Origin of the sequence: Lacticaseibacillus porcinae, from assembly GCF_003946305.1 — a bacterium.
Lineage (GTDB): Bacteria > Bacillota > Bacilli > Lactobacillales > Lactobacillaceae > Lacticaseibacillus > Lacticaseibacillus porcinae.
The window spans coordinates 357514-375672 of record NZ_RHNS01000001.1 but is presented as its reverse complement, the minus strand read 5'-3'; the positions used below and the strand labels follow the sequence as shown (position 1 = coordinate 375672).

The window sequence follows — 18159 nt, the reverse complement described above, 5'->3', positions numbered from 1 at the left end:
CTGCGTACACACGTTCGTTTCCCTGTTAAGCCGATGAGTTTTTTGGTACAATTGATACAACTGACTGTATGACGAAAGGACGATAATTCCATGGCGACTGTTCCAATGTTGGACGGCATGAACGACAAGCAAACTGAGGCGGTACTGGCAACTGAAGGCCCTGTACTGATCATGGCTGGGGCCGGTTCGGGTAAAACGCGAGTCTTGACCCACCGTATTGCTTATTTGATCGAAGAAAAAAACGTGAACCCTTGGCGGATCCTGGCGATCACCTTTACTAACAAGGCTGCGCGAGAAATGAAAGAACGTGTCGGCGGTTTGCTTGATGCAGAAGTTGCCCGTGACGTGTGGGTTTCCACGTTCCATGCGCTATGTGTGCGGATCTTGCGCCGCGACATTGAAAAACTTGGGATGAACCGCGCCTTTACCATCGCTGATCCTGCAGAACAGCTGACACTGGTGAAGCATATTTTAGCGGATCTCAACCTCGATCCTAAGCGTTATGATCCTAAAGGCATTTTATCAACAATTTCCAATGCGAAGAACGATTTATTGACCCCAGATGACTATCAAAAACAAGCAGCTGGCCCGATCGAAAAAATCACCGCAGACGTCTACCGTGAATATCAAAAGCGGATGCGCGGCGATCAAGCGTTAGATTTCGATGATTTGATCATGATGACCATTCAATTGTTCCAACAAGATAAAGAAACCTTGGAATTCTACCAACGTAAATTCCAATACATTCACGTCGACGAATACCAAGATACCAACGAAGCCCAATACCAATTGGTGCACATGCTGGCAGAAGGCTACCGTAATTTGTGTGTCGTCGGGGATGCCGACCAGAGTATTTACGGTTGGCGTGGTGCCAACATGCAAAACATTTTGGACTTCCAAAAAGATTACAAAGACGCGCAAGTGATTCTTTTGGAACAAAACTATCGCTCCACCAAAACTATCCTGGATGCCGCTAACGGTGTGATCAAACACAACCAAAAGCGCCAAGTCAAAACCTTGTGGACGCAAAATCCTCAAGGGGAGAAGATCACTTATTATCGCGCACAATCAGAACTTGATGAAGCGTATTTCGTGATCAAGCAAATCGAAGCGCAAATGAAAACGGAACATCGCAAATACGGCGACTTCGCGATTTTGTATCGGACCAACGCGCAATCGCGTTCCATTGAAGAAGCTTTCGTCAAAAGTAATATTCCTTACAAAATGGTCGGCGGCCACAAGTTCTACGACCGCAAAGAAATTCGCGACGCGCTCGCCTACTTCCGCTTGGTGATCAATCCAGATGACGATATGTCCTTTAACCGCATCGTCAACGAACCCAAACGCGGCATCGGCGCCACGTCCATTGAAAAGCTTGAAGCTTTCGCCACCCAAAATGGTTGGAGTTTACTGGAAGCAGCTGCAAACGCTGAACTCACCCCAGTTTCTGGCAAAGCTCGTAAAGGTTTATCAGAATTTGGCATGATGATGCAAAAGCTGGCGGTTCAACGCAAAGATTTCTCCGTTACTGAAATGATGGAGCACATTTTAGATGAATCTGGCTATTTGCCAGCATTGAAAGCCGCCAATAACATTGAAGCCGACACTCGCATTGATAACTTGAATGAATTACTGTCAGTGACCAAGCAATTCGACGACCGCTATGAACCTGAAGAAGAAGATTCAGACATCTTTGTCGACTTTTTAGCCGACTTGGCGTTATTATCTGATCAAGATAGTATTGAAGAAGACGCCCAAGAAGTCACCTTGATGACGTTGCATGCGGCTAAAGGCTTGGAATTCCCTGTCGTCTTTATGGTCGGCATGGAAGAAGGCTTGTTCCCATTAAGTCGCGCCGCCATGGATGAAACGCAGCTAGAAGAAGAACGTCGCTTAGCCTACGTCGGCATCACTCGCGCCCAAAAGAAATTATTCATTTCTAATGCTTATGGCCGCATGCTTTATGGTCAACGTCAAAACAACCCTGCCAGTCGCTTCATTGAAGAAATTGATCCTGAATTGTTAGAAACTGCCGGCCAGGTCCAACCGAAATCAGATATTCCGTTTATCAACCGCACCCAACGTGCCGTGACGCCGACTTACTCACGTCATCCTGTTGGGACGAAAGCTAAGAAAATCTCCGCAACCCCAACGACTGCCGCTGGCAAAGAAAGTTGGACTGCTGGCGATAAAGTGGAACATCGCAAGTGGGGCATGGGGACTGTCGTCAAAGTCAATGGCTCAGGTGATGATCAAGAACTCGATATCGCCTTTGCCTCACAAGGCGTGAAGCGCTTGTTAGCGGCCTTTGCCCCGATCAAAAAAGCGTAATGTTACTTTTGCTGTCCAGCATCATGAGTGTGAATTTGATCTCTCAGCTTGCTATACCACTTGCCTCCGGCACGAAAAGCTGTGGGCTCCGATAAAAAGCGTTCCGGCGGGATAGACATGGAACGCAATGACGCTCGTCGGAGCTAACTCGCAAAGACCGCGAGTGGATCTCCTTCTCGCTGGCCTCTAAGCGATAAATCGCTAAGAGGCCCACGGCTGATGTCTATCCCGCCTCCACGCTTTTTATCTCCGCCCACAGATTTTCTACGTTAATATCACTGGCTTACAAATCAAATACGACGATGTTACGACGTTATTTACATGACTGAACATGATATCAACGTTGACATAACGCGTTTCGTAGCCATCGGGTGACAGTGGGCTAGCGCAGTGGAGGAACTGAAATCATCGAACGTGGCAGAAATATTTGCGGAGACAGTGGGCTTCTGGCTCCGCAAATATTTCAGGTAAAATCAAAGACGCGGGTTTCGTCTTTGATTTTAGGCGAAAGAGCATCGGCGGTTTTTGCCGATCTCTGTAGCCGGCCGGCCACGAGAGATGATTTCAGTTCTGAAACGGAGCTAGTCCACTGGCGCCTGGTGGCGGCATGAAACACTGATGCTGCCGGACAACGAATTTATCAGGAAATCGATCAGTAGGATCAAATGAAGGAGTGTTGAAGATGGCCGAAAAGCCGATCAATGAATACACGCAAGCAGACGCACAAGTCGCAGTTGACGCTTTAGTGGCGCAACTAAATACTTGGCGCGATGAATACTACACCAACGATGCACCGACTGTTGAAGATCATGAATATGATCTGCAATACCGTCGCCTGCAAGACTTTGAAGCAGCATTCCCAGCTTTAGTGCGGCCTGATTCACCGACACAACTGGTCGGCGGTGCCACTGACGATGACTTGCCGAAAGTCCCACATCCGATCCCGATGTTATCGATGGGGGATGTCTTTTCCCTTGAAGAATTGCAAGGCTGGGCAGAACGCTTAGAAGCTGGCGTCGATCGATCCGTTGATTACAACGTTGAACTCAAAATCGACGGCTTGTCATTGTCGCTAGTTTATGAAAACGGCAAGCTTGTTCAAGGCTCCACACGAGGCGACGGGAACATCGGCGAAGACGTCACCAAAAACGTTCGCACCATTCCCGACATTCCCCAAACCTTGCCGGAACCGCTAAATATCGAAGTCCGTGGCGAATGCTACATGCCAAAATCGGCGTTTGCAGAACTTAATGCCAGTCGTGAAGCAGAAGGGCAAGCGATTTTTGCCAATCCACGGAATGCGGCGGCTGGGAGTTTGCGGCAGCTCGATGCCAAAATCACCAAAGCCCGCAAACTGGCGACTTTTATGTATACGGTGATCGAGCCTGCGCAATATGATCTGCACACCCAACATGAGGCGATCGCCTTTATGCAAAAGTTGGGGTTTGCCACGAATCCATCGAGTGTTGTTGCCAAAGATCTTGAAACGATGGATGACTACATTACCACCCAAACCGCTGATCGCGATCACCTCGCTTATGGGATCGACGGCATTGTGGTGAAAGTCAATGATTTGGCACTGCAAGCACAACTGGGCAATACTGTGAAAGTTCCACGGTGGGAAATTGCCTACAAATTTCCACCTGAAGAAGCGAAAACCACGATCCGCGATGTGGAATGGACCGTTGGCCGCACTGGGGTGGTCACCCCAACTGCAGTGATGGATCCAGTGCAATTAGCGGGAACCACTGTGAGTCGCGCGACGTTGCACAATGTCGATCAGATCCAACAAAAAGACATTCGCTTAGGTGATGTGGTGATGTTGCATAAAGCAGGTGACATTATCCCAGAAGTCTCTCGCGTGTTGATCGATCAACGACGGGAAGATTCGCAACCGCTTGAGATCCCGACGGCTTGTCCATCATGTGGAGAAGCGTTAGTGCATCTCGATGATGAAGTGGCGTTGCGTTGCTTAAATCCGCGGTGTCCAGCGCAAGTGGCGTCGCAATTGACGCATTTTGCCTCACGCAATGCCATGAATATTGATGGCTTAGGGCCAAAGATCATTGCCCAGTTGATGAGTCATGACTTGATCCATGATGTCGCTGATTTATATCAATTGACGGCAGATGATTTAACTGGTTTGGATAAATTCAAAGAAAAAGCGATTAATAATCTCTTAAATGCGATCGATAATAGTCGGCAAAACTCCGCAGAACGCCTAGTATTTGGATTGGGGATCCGCCATGTTGGTGGGAAAGCGGCGCAGTTGTTGTTGGCACACTTTGAATCAGTCGATGCGTTGCAACACGCTGACGTTGACGAGATCTCTGCTGTTGACGGCATCGGTCCGATCATCGCCGAAGCGGTAGTCGCTTGGTTTGCGATGCCTGGCGCGCAACAATTATTGACAGAATTACGCGATGCCAAGGTCAACATGCGCTATACTAGTGGACAGGCAGTTGCCACTGACGGCTTTTTCGCTGGGAAAACGGTGGTGATCACCGGTTCATTTGAAATGGCATCACGGCCTGAGTTGACCAAACAACTCACCAGCCTTGGGGCAAAAGTGACAGGGTCAGTTTCAAAGAAAACGGATCTCTTAGTCGCAGGCGAAAAAGCTGGCAGTAAGCTCACCAAAGCGCAAGGCTTAGGCATTGCGGTGATGGATGAGGCGACATTGAAAAACACGTTGCAAGGAGAGGTTTAATCATTGTGAAGAAATTCAAGGCAGTAGCAGCACTGGTGGTGTTAGCCGCAGTTTTGGCAGGTTGTGGGAAGTTGAATTTTAGTTCAGATTCCAACAGCACCGCGACGAGTGGCAGCGGCACCAGTACCAGTAAATATCAAACCACTGGATCTGTGAATTCCGATATGTATCAAGGTGTCATTCAAAACGGAAGCTACAAAACCAGTTCTGCCCGCGGTTTGACGATCGATACCAATACGCAAGGATCAAACACTTACAACATCAAGTCGATGGAGTCGGGGTTGCAGTCGATTTCGATGACTCATTTTTCCACCAGCAAATACTCGTTGGAAGAAGGACAATTGATCTCAACTGCCACTGCTAAAAGTTGGTTGATGCGTCAAGCTGCCACCACCAAATCAACGGCGTTAGTGTCTGAAGGTCCAGATGGGTTAAACCCTAGCCAATATAAAAATGGCAAAAGCGGCGCGGTGATCACTGATTTCCAAACCTCTAAACCTGAGTATTTGGCTACGATTTTGGAACAAGATTACATGCAAACAAGTGGCAACAGCATGAAACTTGGCGGTATCTCGATTGCATTAGGGATGAATGAATACTACTACTACCAAAAGAAACAATATGGTGCGACGTATTCCACCCAGATCCCGCAAGCAGATCTTGAGAAATACGGCAAAGAAATGGCCGCCACTGTCGTCAAGCGCCTGCGTAAAATGTCAGGGGTTTCCAGCACCACGCCAATTGTGGTCGCATTGTATAAAAACGCCGATCAAGATGCCTTAGTCGGTGGGACCTTCTTTGCCTCAACGACCAGTGACTCGGGCAATTCATTGAGTTCGTGGAAGTCGATCGATGAAAAGAACCAAGTCTTACCGGTGGTTGAGAATGAAAAAGCCGTGAACTCGACGGTATCAAATGATTTTTCCAATTTCTCAGATGCCATTGAGAACTTCTTCCCAACTTTAGCTGGGGTGACCGCGCAAACGCACTATCAATCTGGGCAATTAACTGGGATGAACATCACCATCAATACCCAGTTCTACGGGTTGACGGAAATCGAATCGTTTACCCAATATGTCGCCACCACTGCTGAAAAAGATCTGCCAAGTGGGGCAAAAATCGAGATCCAGATCCAATCCACTGGGGGGATCCAAGCCTTTGTGGCACGTGAATCTGGAGAAAAGAGCTTCTATACCCATGTGTTTGGGAGTTATTAATTGAATTTGGCCTGACGTGTTCACGTCAGGCTTTTTTGATGACCTTTTCAGACTTGACGAATTGATGCGGAGAACTCAGCTTTTTTCACGTGAGGTGGTGACTGGTCGCAGGTGGGTCACACTGGTATAATAAACCCATCAGGTATTTTGCGGAGGGTCATTATGGGGGCAAGTTTGCTACATAACATGTTGTTGCGTGAATTGGTGTTAGTTGCATTATTGGTGATCGTCTTGATCAGCTTTTACATTCGCTTTCGCGCCGCTGGCAAAAAAGAATATGTCCGGACGCGTGAACGCCGCTTAGCCCAAGTGGTGAGTTCAGCGCGGAAACAAATCATCGTGGTGTTGGTGTTGTTGGCAGCAGTGTTAGTTTATGACCGGGTGTTGCCGCATTTTGGAATTGGTGCACAAGCAGCGCAAACCGCAACGTCAAGCAGTACCGCAACGAAGAAGCCGACCAAAAAAGAGCAATCATCACGTTTGAAAAAAGCACAATCAGTTTCCAAGCAAGCGAAAAGTTTGTCTCAATCCATTAGCAAATCATCAAGTGTTGCGGCTAAAGCCAGTGCCGCCAGTGCTTCCAAGGCGTCATCTAGTGCAGAAGCGTCAAGTGCAAGTGCTGCTAAGGCGTCAAGTGCGTCAAGTCGTTCACAGGCTACCGTCGATCCCAAAGTCAAAGCCGTTGCCGCTGTGCGTGCACACATGGCTCAAAATCCTAGCGAATATGACGATACCCGGATCGATGGCGTGAGTGTCATTGACTATACCACTGATTACACAGGCGTCCCAGCTTACGAAGTTGGTTTGGATCAAACCCAAGCTGATGGCACCACTGTCGCGGTGCACATGTATTTTTATTACGGTGATGGCAGTGTCGCCAAAGCCTACTAACCTAAAGGAGTTGAGTTTATGTCTAAGGCGCGCTTGAAACGCCGCATTGAAAAGCACCCTCAGGCATTGACTGAAGAACAGAAAGTGGCGATCGCTGAAGGGCGGGTGCCATTGGCCAGTTTGGATATTCCTGGTGGCTTGAAGTTTCGAGAATTTCTGAAGTTAGCTTTGCGGCGCTTCAATGATGCCGAGCTAGGGATGACAGCGGCGGCATTAGCGTTTTATTCGTTGCTGTCGATGTTTCCGATGTTGATCTTGTTAGGAAACTTGCTGCCGCTATTCGGCTTTTCTTATGATGGCATCGCCGATTATTTAGAACAAGTCGTTCCAAGCGATATCATGAGTTGGATCGACCCGATCATTCATAACTTATTGAATTCCACTTCTGGCTCTGCGTTATCGATTGGGGCCATTGCGACGTTGTGGGCGGCAAGCCTTGGCGTCAACGGCTTAAAAAATGGGTTTAACAAGGCTTATGGGATCACGCCACCGCAGAATTTCTTCATTCAGCGGTTGTTGTCGATGGTGATCATTTTCTTGTTGATCGTCGCGTTAGGTGGGGTCATGGTGGCCTTTACCTTCGGCCGTCAGTTCTTGGAATGGCTGGTGCCGCTTGTTGGGTTATCGGATACTTGGCTGAACACCTTTGATAGTTTGCGGTGGCCAGTCACCGTATCAGCGTTAGTCGTGGTGATTGGGTCAGTCGATTATTTCTTGCCAAATGTCAAAATCAAATTCTGGACTATTGTGCCAGGGGCTGCGTTTACCATCATTGGTTGGTTAGGGTTGGCGCAAGTGTTCTCTTTTTATATGCGGGTGTTTGGTTCCAGGTTTACCTCATATGGCACGTTAGGTACCGTGATGATCTTGCTGTTGTGGCTGAATTTCTCAGCGATGCTGTTATTGATCGGCGGGGTGATCAATGCCTTAGTTGCTGAATACTTCACCGGACATTTGCATCACTCACATGGGAAAGTGCATGATTTTGTCAAAAAGCAACGTCAACGCAAATCGTAATCTGCTGGCATTAAAAAACCGTCTGGAATTTCTTCCGGACGGTTTTTTAATGGATGAATTTAGTCAGCGACGCGACGTAACATCACGTTGTTAGTGGAACCTGGTTCGTATAATGGTAAACCAGCGACGATGACGACCACGTCACCAGCTTCAAGTTCGCCACTAGCAACTAACTTGGCTTCAGCGTCTGCCACTAAGTCTTCAAAAGATTGGCCTTTGTCAAAGACAACTGGGGTCACGTTCCAAGAAAGCAACAAGCTAGAAGCAGTGCGTTCGTCGTAAGTCGCTGCCAAGATTGGAGCTTCAGGCTTCAAACGCGAGATTTGACGCGCAGTGTAACCACTAGCAGTCAAGGCGATGATGGCTTTGGCATTGACGCGTTCTGCCGCAGTCACCGCAGCAATGGCAGTGGTAGTGGTGATGGAGCCAGATTGCTTCAATTCATCTAACACTGGGGAATGCTTTGGCAACATGCGATCGGCGCGTTCGTCGATAACAGCCATGGTGTGAACAGATTGCACAGGGTAGTCCCCGTTAGCAGATTCCCCAGAAAGCATGGTGGCATCAGTGCCTTGCAATACCGCAAAGGCCACGTCGGTGACTTCCGCACGAGTTGGGCGTGGGTTTTCTTGCATGGAATCAAGCATTTGAGTGGCAGTGATCACTGGCTTGCCGACTAAGTTGCACTTGTGGATCAATGATTGTTCGACAGCGACAACTTCTTCATAAGGAATTTCGATCCCCATGTCGCCACGGGCAACCATCAAGCCGTCGGCAACGGCTAAAATGTCATCCGCGTTGTTGATCCCTTCTTGTGATTCGATCTTAGGGATGATGAGGACATCTTCGCCACCGACTTCTGCTAAGACATCTTTGATTTCTTGGACGTCAGAGACTTTGCGAACAAAAGATGCAGCGATAAAGTTGATCCCTTGCTTGACACCGAAGCGAATGTCGTCTTTATCTTTTTCAGTGATGCCTTTAAGTTGCAAGGAGACACCAGGAGAGTTCACGCCTTTTTTGGAGCCTAATTCAGCAGGGTTTTGAACTTCAAGGGTCAATTCGCGCTTTTCAGGATCTTTGGCGATGATTTCAGTATCCAACAAACCATCATCAAACAAGACGTGATGACCGATTTCAACGTCGTCGTATAAACCACCGTATGTGATATCAACAGCGCCTTTTTCAGACAATTTGCCAGTGTTCATGGATAATTGGATCTTGTCGCCAGTGTTATACGCCACTTTGCCTTCGTCAGCAGTGGCAGTGGTGCGGATCTCAGCGCCTTTGGTATCAAGCATTAAACCGACTTTGACGCCAGTTTCTTTCATTGCTTGCTTGACCAAGTTCATGCGGCCGAGTTGTTCTTCATGGTCACCATGAGAGAAGTTGAAGCGGAAAATGTTGGCACCAGCATTGATCAAGGCTTTGATGGTTTTCAAGTCGTTGGATGCAGGCCCTAAAGTCGAAACGATTTTCGTTTTACGCATGGGTAAAATTTCCTCCAAAAAGTTATGTAAGCGTGATACAATCACGACTATTATTTTAAAGAATATTAACTAATAAGGCAATAGTTAACGCAAGCCTTTTCATTCCCTTGCCATTTTTTGTTATATTTTCTGACTTGGTGCACATGGCGATACAGCACAAAATGCCAAGAATTTGCATAACACTATGCCATTTGCATCGTTGGTAATCTTTGTTAAATGGGTTACAATCGTAAGTAATGGCATCAGCCGTTACTTTAGTCGTAAGGAGTGATTAATGTGAAGTTTGTCGCAATTGTTGGCTCAAACGCGAACCAATCAGTGAATCGCCAACTGCTTCAATTTATGCAGCGGCATTTTGATGAAGACCAACTGGACTTGGTCGAAGTTAAACCGTTCCCAATGTTCAATGAAAACCACCCAGCCACTGATCCTGAACCTGCTGTAAAGCTCGCTGAACAAATTCAAGCCGCTGACGGTGTGATCATCGCATGTCCCGAATATAACCACAGTGTGCCAAGTGGTTTGAAGTCGGTGATCGAATGGGAATCTTACCGTTTGCATCCTTTCAAAAACAAACCAGTGATGATCGTCGGTGCGTCGAAATTTGCCCAAGGGTCGTCACGGGCGCAATTACATTTGCGTCAGATCTTAGATTCACCAGGCGTGTTTGCCCAAGTCTTTCCTGGCAATGAATTCTTGTTAGGTCAAGCCAAACAAGCATTTACGGCTGAAGGCGACTTAAAAGACCAAGGTACTATCGACTTTTTGACCTTGTGTTATAACGGGTTCAAAGATTTCGTCGCCATGCATCAAGCGGCACAGGAGGCGCAAGCATGAAATTAGTTGCGATCGTCGGCACTAATGCCGATTTTTCTTATAACCGCTTGTTGCTGCAATATATGCAAAAGCATTTTCAAGCGATGGCTGACATTAAGATCTTAGAAATCGACCAATTGCCAGCATTTTCCATTGACGAACCGTTAGATATGAAAGTTTGGTCGTTTAAAAAAGCGATCCAACAAGCTGACGGCGTGATTTTCTCTACCCCTGAATATGATCACTCGATCCCAGCGGCGTTGAAGTCTGCCATTGAATGGGTGTCTTACAAGCAAAATGTCTTGTATCACAAACCGGCGATGATCGTCGGCACCAGCTACGGCCCCCAAGCTTCTGCGCGGGCACAAGAACATTTGCGTCAGATCTTAGCGAGTCCTGATTGCGATGCTTACACCTTGTCAGGTAATGAAGTGTTGATCGGCAACGCCGCCAAAGTTTTTGTTGACGGGAATGTCACTGACGCCAAAGTGCGTGCAGAACTGGAAAGCTACTTTAACAATTTTGTTGATTTCATTGAAACCACTGCCCCTAAGGAGGACGATTCGATGCCTAAACAACCTTATTTAGATGACGCTTATATCAAATTCCCAACTGGGTCTTTGAGCTTCCGTGAAGTCCAACAGATCCTTTCAACGATCCCATTTGAAATTGATTTGATCGATCACACAGATCACTTCACTTGGTATTCCAACAAACCTAACCGCGAACATGTCCGCTATCCTAATGAAATTGGTGAAGGCGTCGATGAATGCCACCCGCCAAAGGCATTGCCGATCGTCATGAAGATCATCAACTCCTTTAAAGATGGCTCTCGAGACAGTGTTTCTCGGCCTTTGATGATGCATGGTCACCGCGTGTTGATCCAATATTATGCGCTGCGTGATGTGGACGGCTCTTATCTTGGGACCATTGAATTCACTGGTAGCGTGGAACACATTTTGAACTTCTATGATCAAGGCGCCTGGGGTGCAAGTGATGGTACCAGTGGTGCTTCTCAAGCTGATGCCACTAGCGGTGCCAGCGATGCTAGCGCTGATGACGCGGCGGACGCCACTTCTGGTGCTTCAGCACATGATGATGCTGCAACAGATGCCCCTGCTGAAAATGCTGACACCACTGATGCACCAGATGCCACTAGCGGGGCTTCCGAACACTAATGTCTCGGTTGACGAAACGCGTCAAAGTCGGCTATGGCTTGGGCACCACCATTACCTTGACGACTTTTGGTGAATTAAGTGATGTTGCGATCGATGCTGCAATGACTTTAGTGGCAGAATATGAAGATCGTTTAACGGTCAATCGCAATGTCTCTGAAGTGATGAGCATCAATCATGCGGCAGGTGATCATGCGGTTGCAGTGTCGCCTGCGACTTATCAACTGGTGAAACGGGCAGTGGGTGCCAGCCGCGAACACTTTGGCTTCAATGCGTTGATCGGACCTTTAGTGAAACTGTGGGCGATCGGCTTTAAAGATGCACATGTGCCAGCTGAAGCAGACATTCAAGCGCGCGAGCAAGTGATCGATCCGACGCAAGTTGAACTTGACGATGACCAATTGACGGTGAAGTTGTTGCAACCTGGCATGGAGCTTGACCTCGGTGGCATTGCCAAAGGTGAAATTGCCGATCGCATCGCTGACTTGTGGCGAGCATATGGTGTGACTAGCGGCATTATCGATCTCGGCGGGAACTTGGTGTTTGTTGGCGAGTCGCCACGACGCCGCGATGGGCGTTGGGTGATCGGGGTCCAAGACCCGCAAGCTGAACGCCATGATGAAGTTGGGCGGACAGTGCTGCCAGCATGCTCAGCGGTGACGAGTGGCATTTACGAGCGCTTCTTGATCGTCAATGGCAAACAATATCATCATTTGCTGGATTCTCGCACCGGTCATCCACTACAAACGAAGCTTGCAGGCGTCACCGTGTTTGCGGAACAGTCAGTGGTGGCAGAAACAGAAGCGAAGCGGTTGTTTTTTGCTGGCGCGCCGATCCCTAATTGGGAAAATCGACCAGGGATCTTCGGTGCGGTGTTCGTTTATCAAGATGGTCGCGTGGTACCAGTCGGCGTTGATTTACAAAGTTAATGGGAAGAGGTTGAGACGTCATTCGTCTCAACCTTTTTTGATGATGATGTCTGGCGACCTGAGCGTTTCATGCTGCTATCAGGCTCCAGTGGGCTAGCTCTGTTTCGGAACTGAAATCATCTCTCGTGGCCGGCCGGCTACAGAGATCGGCAAAGACCGCCGATGCTCTTTCGCCTAAATTCAAAGCCGAAACCCGCGTCTTTGAATTTGCCTGAAATATTAACGGAGACAGAAAACCATTGTCTCCGTTAATATTTCTGCCACGTTCGATGATTTCAGTTCCTCCACTACGCTAGCCCACTAGCGCCTGATGGCTACGAAACGCTGTATGTCTACGTTGATATGATGTCTGTCACGATGAACGATTCACAATGTCTGCTATTTGATTCGTAAGCTAGCGATACCAACGCAGAAAGTCTGTGGGCGGAGATAATTTGGCAGAACGGAGGTGAATTGGACAAGTTGCCTGTGGTAGTGAAATCAAGTGAAACGCTGGTTTTTGGCGGTTCGCGCAGATTTCACCGGCAGATTTTGAGACAAAGTGATTTTCTTTGGCTCAAAATCTAGGGGTAAGAACATCGGCGTACTTTGCCGATTTCTGAAACTGGCCGCACTGGCAACTTGTCCAATTCATCGCAGTGACGCCAAATCATCGGAGCCCACAGATTTTCGTGCCGGAGGCAAGTTGGCATCGCTAACTGGAAAATCAAAATAATTGTACCCAACTTAAGAATTGTTAACGTTGTTTTGAAATGGGTAAGGAGTCGCGTATACTAATAAAGTACAATTTCTTATCCGTCGGGAATTTCGACGCAACGATTTGGAGGATGTTATGGATACCATTGTCATTGTGAGTGCCAAGCGCACCGCGATCGGGAAGTTCGGCGGCGCCTTAAGTTCGGTATCAGCTGTAGAGCTTGGGCAAGCAGCCAGTGCTGCCGCCATTAAAGCTGCTGGGATCTCCCCAGAGCAAATCGACCAAGCAATTTTCGGAAATGTCTTACAAGCAAATTCTGGTCAAAACGTCGCCAGACAAATTGCCTTAGGTGTGGGGATGAGCGACACCAGTACCGCGATGACCATCAATGAAGTCTGCGGTAGCGGGTTAAAAGCGATCCGATTAGGGCAAAGTGCGATCCTGATGGGGGATGCTGACATCGTGTTAGTCGGCGGCACTGAAAATATGAGCCAAACGCCTTTTTACGCACCAAATATGCGCAATGGCCATAAACTAGGGGACGTGTCATTTGTCGATGGGATGATGCAAGACGGGTTATCTGATGCGTTCACCCATGAACCGATGGGCATCACCGCAGAAAATGTGGCCACAGAATATCAAGTGTCACGTGAACAACAAGATGCTTTTGCCTTAGCCTCTCATCAAAAAGCCGTTGCCGCGCAAACAAATGGCGCTTTTGGTGATGAAATCGTCCCAGTGACCGTTCATGGTCGCAAAGGTGATGTGGTTGTTGATGCTGATGAAGGGCCACGCCCAGACACCAGCGCCGAGAAGCTTGCACGCTTGCGACCATCATTTCGGGCCAATGGTACTGTGACTGCTGGTAATGCCAGTGGGATCAACGATGGGGCTGCGGCCATGATCTTAATGACGCAATCCAAAGCTGAAGAATTGGGGTTAACTTGGTTAGCAGCGATCGATGGTTTTGCAGAAGGCGGGATCGCGCCGCGGATCATGGGCTATGCCCCAAAGTCAGTGATCGAAAAGCTGGTCGCGAAAACCGCTACTGAATTGTCGGCGATCGACACGTTAGAACTCAATGAAGCGTTCGCTTCGCAAAGTGTTGCCGTCACTCGCGATTTGCACATGGACATGAGTCGGGTGAATCCACGAGGCGGCGCAATTGCTTTAGGGCATCCGCTTGGTGCCAGTGGGGCGCGATTGATGGTGACGTTGGTGCATGAACTTGCTCAAAATCAACAACATCGCGGTATCGGTGCTTTATGCATCGGCGGCGGGATGGCAGTGGCGATGCAGGTGAGTCGCTAATGGTGAAATTTTACCAAATGACACCGGCACAGCGGCGCGACGCACTGATGCAATCAGGTGATCTAACGCCTGCAGACGCAGCGTTTTGGGCTGATCGCAACGTGTTACCTGAGGCGATCGCCGATGCGTTAAGTGAAAATCAAATCGGACAATTTGCGTTGCCATTAGGGGTGGCGCGAGATTTGATGGTCAATGGTCAAATGTATCAAGTGCCGATGGCGACGGAAGAACCTTCTGTGATCGCTGCGGCTTCCAATGGCGCCCGCATCGCCAAATTAAATGGTGGGGTCACTGCCACCGCTGCTAAGCATGTGGTAGTTGGAGAAGTCGTTTTTGATCAATTAGCTGACTTGCAAGCAGCGCAGTTGGTGATCAATGCCCGTCGCGGTGAGATCAAAAGTTTAGCGGACGCCGCGCATCCGTCGATCGTTCGACGCGGTGGCGGTTTACAACAAGTTGAAACTGAGATCATCGCGCATTTTTTGAAAATCAGTTTGATCATCGATGTCCAACAAGCCATGGGTGCAAATATTGTTAACACGATTTGCGAAGCCGTGGCGCCCCAACTCAGCGACTGGCTAGGGTCACCAGCGTTAGTGGCGATCCTCAGCAATGATGATCGCCAATTGACGACAGCCACTGTTGCTTTAAACGTTGAGACTTTAGCGACTAAAACTACTGATGGTGCCACCATTGCCCGCAAGATCGCAGCGTTAAGTGATTTAGCGCAAGTTGATGGCGCCAGGGCTGTGACCCATAACAAAGGGATCATGAACGGGATCGCGGCAGCGGTGTTAGCTAGCGGCAATGATACTCGTGCCGTCAGTGCGGCGGTGCATGCTTATGCTGCCCACTCTGGACATTACGTTGGGTTGAGTACGTGGCAGCTTGTCGGGGACCAATTAGTCGGCGAGTTAAGCTTACCGATGCCTGTTGGTGTGGTCGGCGGGGCGATCAGTGCCTTGCCGGCTGCCCAAGCGGCGCAGCGTTTAGGCAGTTATCAAGACGTTGCCACTTTGCAAGCAGTATTAGTCGCACTTGGCTTGGTGCAAAACTTAGCAGCCTTGCGCGCATTAGCAGGTCCTGGCATTCAAGCAGGTCACATGGCGCTACAAGCCAATGCCTTAGCGATCCAAGCAGGCGCTGTCGGCGACGAGATCCAAGTTGTCGCCCAACAACTCCAACAACAAACTAAAGATTTGGCCACGGCCAAAGCACTGTTAACGCAACTTCGTCTTCAAAAAGGGGAATAACAATGAGTATCGGAATTGATCGCATCGGGATGGCGACACCAGCTTTTTTCGTTGATTTAATTGAATTAGCCAAAGCCCGCGGGGATGAACCAGACAAATACACCATCGGCATTGGCCAAGACCAACAAGCGGTGGCTCCGAGTTCACAAGATATCGTGACGATGGGTGCCGACGCTGCGGCTAGCATTTTATCACCAGATGACCACATCGGGTTGATCGCTTTAGGCACTGAATCTGGGATCGATGCGTCAAAAGCTGGCGCGTTGTACATTCAAAAATTATTAAACCTCAGCCCATGGGCTCGCGCCGTGGAAATCAAAGAAGCGTGTTATGGTGGTACAGCCGCGTTAATGATGGCGCGCGATTTTGTCGCCGCGCATCCTGATCAACAAGCGTTAGTGATCGCGTCAGACATTGCGCGCTACGGTTTAGCCACTGGTGGGGAAGTGACCCAAGGTGCTGGGGCAGTGGCAATGATCGTGTCACAACACCCCCATATCTTGGAAATTCACGATGATTCGGTGTATCGCAGTGATTCGATCATGGATTTCTGGCGGCCGGTTTATCAAGATACCGCGCTTGCGAAAGGGAAATATTCCACGGCGCAATATTTAGATTTCTTCCAACAATTGTGGGATCGCTACAAAGCGACCACTGGCCACACGCTCGATGATTTCAAAGCGCTGTGTTTCCACTTGCCTTACACCAAAATGGGATTAAAAGCGTTGCGTTTGGCCTTACCTGAAGGAGACGACGCCAAACAAGCCGATTTAATGGCGCATTTTGATCGATCGATCCAATATTCTCGTCGGGTCGGGAATTTGTACACCGGGTCATTATATTTAGGCTTGTTGTCATTGCTTGATCTCGACGACAGCTTGCAAGCAGGCGATACCTTAGGCTTGTTCTCTTATGGCTCTGGGGCCGTCGGCGAATTCTTCTCAGCAACGTTGGTTGAAGGCTTTGAACAATATCTGCACGCAGCTGAACATGCGCAATTACTCGATGAGCGCCAGCAGCTTTCAGTGCCTGAATACGAAGCAGTGTTCAATGACAAAGTGCCATATGCTGCTGATGACTATCAAGCAGATCCGAAGTATTTTGCGGGACGCTTCGTGTTAACTGGCGTCAAAGCTCAAGAACGCCAATACGCAGCCCGTTAGTTGAAAAATGCCCGTCACTGATCGATTCAGCGGCGGGCATATTTTTATTTCAAAATTTTTTCGATCGCAGGGATCATTTTTTCAGGGTTGGTTTTAGGGGCGAAGCGTTCGACCACATGACCGTCGGCGTCAACTAAGAATTTAGAGAAGTTCCATTTGATCGCTTCTCCTAAAACGCCAGGGGCATCGTGTTTCAATTCTTTAAATAAAGGATCAGCATCGTCGCCGTTGACCACTGTCATGCTATGCATTGGAAAAGACACGCCATAAGTTAGGCGGCAAGCTTCTGCGGCAGCTTGGCCATCGGCAAGTTCTTGTTTGAATTGGTTAGATGGAAAGCCTAATACCACTAGGCCTTGATCTTTAAACTGCTCGTATAAACTTTCCAACTGTTTGAATTGGGGAGCGAATCCACATTTGGTGGCTGTATTGACGATCACCAAAGGATGGCCGCGGTATTTGCTCATGGAATACGTGTCACCATTTTCTAACGTTACGTCATAATCATAAATCATGTCGCACACCTGCTTTCTGCCTTAACTATATCACGTTCAAAATAATTGTGCACGATATAAATGCAAAACGCTTTCAGCAATCGTTGCAATCAAAAAGCGCAGGACCTTAAAAGTCCTGCGCTTCGTTGGTTTATAAGCTAGCTTGCTTGTCCACCAAGGCTTTGGTGAAGGCTTCCAGCTTTTTGATGTCATCATCTTCAGGGGCGAGGTCGATTTTCACCGATTCAGCACCTTTGGTCGCACCAGTTTCATCGAAGGCTTTGGCGAAGTCATCGACACTGGTACAAAAGTCATCGTAAAAGGTGTCCCCAGACCCGCAAGTGCCGTACACTTTCCCGGACAAGTCGAGTTCTTTGAGGTCATCGTAAAAATCAACGGCTTCATCTGGTAACACACCATCACCAACATCAGAGTAGGTGTAAGTGGCGACGACGCAAATGTCGACATCTTCGAAATCTTCAGCGTCTGCTTGTGAGACTTCGGTGGTGTCGACCTCAACGCCGTACTTTTCAAATTCTTCTTCTACGATGCCTGCGATTTCTTCGTTATTACCAGTCATGCTGGCATAAACGATTGCTGCTTTGACCATGTTGGACTTCCTTTCGTAACTCACTTTAACCGCCATTATAGCAAATTTAAGCCGC

The 18159-nt window shown here is 48.5% G+C and carries 14 protein-coding genes; 11 read left to right on the top strand and 3 right to left on the bottom strand.

Annotated features, from left to right (window positions below; all coding sequences use genetic code 11):
* The first annotated feature begins 90 nt into the window (after positions 1-90).
* The 5 genes from pcrA to EKM92_RS01730 all read left to right on the top strand — a co-directional run bounded on the left by pcrA (position 91) and on the right by EKM92_RS01730 (position 8166).
* Positions 91-2331 (top strand): DNA helicase PcrA, encoded by a 2241-nt coding sequence (pcrA, locus tag EKM92_RS01750; protein WP_125707259.1) that lies wholly within the window; start codon positions 91-93, stop codon positions 2329-2331.
* Positions 2332-3013: 682 nt separating this feature from the next.
* Positions 3014-5041 (top strand): NAD-dependent DNA ligase LigA, encoded by a 2028-nt coding sequence (ligA, locus tag EKM92_RS01745; protein ID WP_125707257.1) that lies wholly within the window; start codon positions 3014-3016, stop codon positions 5039-5041.
* A gap of 5 nt (positions 5042-5046) precedes the next feature.
* Positions 5047-6258 (top strand): CamS family sex pheromone protein, encoded by a 1212-nt coding sequence (locus EKM92_RS01740; RefSeq protein ID WP_125707255.1) that lies wholly within the window; start codon positions 5047-5049, stop codon positions 6256-6258.
* A gap of 162 nt (positions 6259-6420) precedes the next feature.
* On the top strand, positions 6421-7149 hold the full coding sequence (locus EKM92_RS01735) for a hypothetical protein (protein WP_125707253.1): 729 nt from the start codon (positions 6421-6423) through the stop codon (positions 7147-7149).
* A gap of 18 nt (positions 7150-7167) precedes the next feature.
* Positions 7168-8166 carry a YihY/virulence factor BrkB family protein gene (locus EKM92_RS01730; RefSeq protein ID WP_125707251.1) on the top strand — a complete coding sequence of 333 codons (999 nt, stop codon included), beginning with the start codon at positions 7168-7170 and terminating at the stop codon, positions 8164-8166.
* 59 nt (positions 8167-8225) lie between these two features.
* On the opposite strand, the gene pyk is transcribed toward EKM92_RS01730, so the two are convergent.
* A complete protein-coding gene (gene pyk, locus EKM92_RS01725) occupies positions 8226-9656 on the bottom strand; it encodes a pyruvate kinase (protein WP_125707249.1) in 1431 nt (476 codons plus the stop codon).
* 276 nt (positions 9657-9932) lie between these two features.
* On the opposite strand from pyk, the gene EKM92_RS01720 reads away from it, so the two are divergent.
* From EKM92_RS01720 to EKM92_RS01695, 6 genes are all read left to right on the top strand, one after another.
* Positions 9933-10493 (top strand): NADPH-dependent FMN reductase, encoded by a 561-nt coding sequence (locus EKM92_RS01720; protein ID WP_125707247.1) that lies wholly within the window; start codon positions 9933-9935, stop codon positions 10491-10493.
* Complete coding sequence (locus EKM92_RS01715) at positions 10490-11650, top strand: NAD(P)H-dependent oxidoreductase (RefSeq protein ID WP_125707245.1); 1161 nt, start codon at positions 10490-10492, stop codon at positions 11648-11650. Before EKM92_RS01720 ends, EKM92_RS01715 begins: the two co-directional genes overlap by 4 nt.
* Positions 11650-12576, top strand: coding sequence for an FAD:protein FMN transferase (locus EKM92_RS01710; RefSeq protein ID WP_125707243.1), 927 nt, complete (start codon positions 11650-11652; stop codon positions 12574-12576). Before EKM92_RS01715 ends, EKM92_RS01710 begins: the two co-directional genes overlap by 1 nt.
* Before the next feature lie 832 nt (positions 12577-13408).
* The gene (locus EKM92_RS01705) at positions 13409-14584 is read left to right on the top strand and encodes an acetyl-CoA C-acetyltransferase (protein ID WP_125707241.1); all 1176 of its coding nucleotides are present in this window, start codon (positions 13409-13411) and stop codon (positions 14582-14584) included.
* Between the two features lie 2 nt (positions 14585-14586).
* On the top strand, positions 14587-15837 hold the full coding sequence (locus EKM92_RS01700; protein WP_164509870.1) for a hydroxymethylglutaryl-CoA reductase, degradative: 1251 nt from the start codon (positions 14587-14589) through the stop codon (positions 15835-15837).
* A 2-nt stretch (positions 15838-15839) separates the two neighbouring features.
* Positions 15840-17000 (top strand): hydroxymethylglutaryl-CoA synthase, encoded by a 1161-nt coding sequence (locus EKM92_RS01695; RefSeq protein WP_125707237.1) that lies wholly within the window; start codon positions 15840-15842, stop codon positions 16998-17000.
* A gap of 44 nt (positions 17001-17044) precedes the next feature.
* On the opposite strand, the gene EKM92_RS01690 is transcribed toward EKM92_RS01695, so the two are convergent.
* Both EKM92_RS01690 and EKM92_RS01685 read right to left on the bottom strand, forming a co-directional pair.
* Positions 17045-17515, bottom strand: a complete 471-nt coding sequence (locus EKM92_RS01690; protein ID WP_125707235.1) for a glutathione peroxidase — start codon at positions 17513-17515, stop codon at positions 17045-17047.
* A gap of 130 nt (positions 17516-17645) precedes the next feature.
* On the bottom strand, positions 17646-18104 hold the full coding sequence (locus EKM92_RS01685; protein WP_125707233.1) for a flavodoxin: 459 nt from the start codon (positions 18102-18104) through the stop codon (positions 17646-17648).
* Positions 18105-18159: the final 55 nt, after the last annotated feature.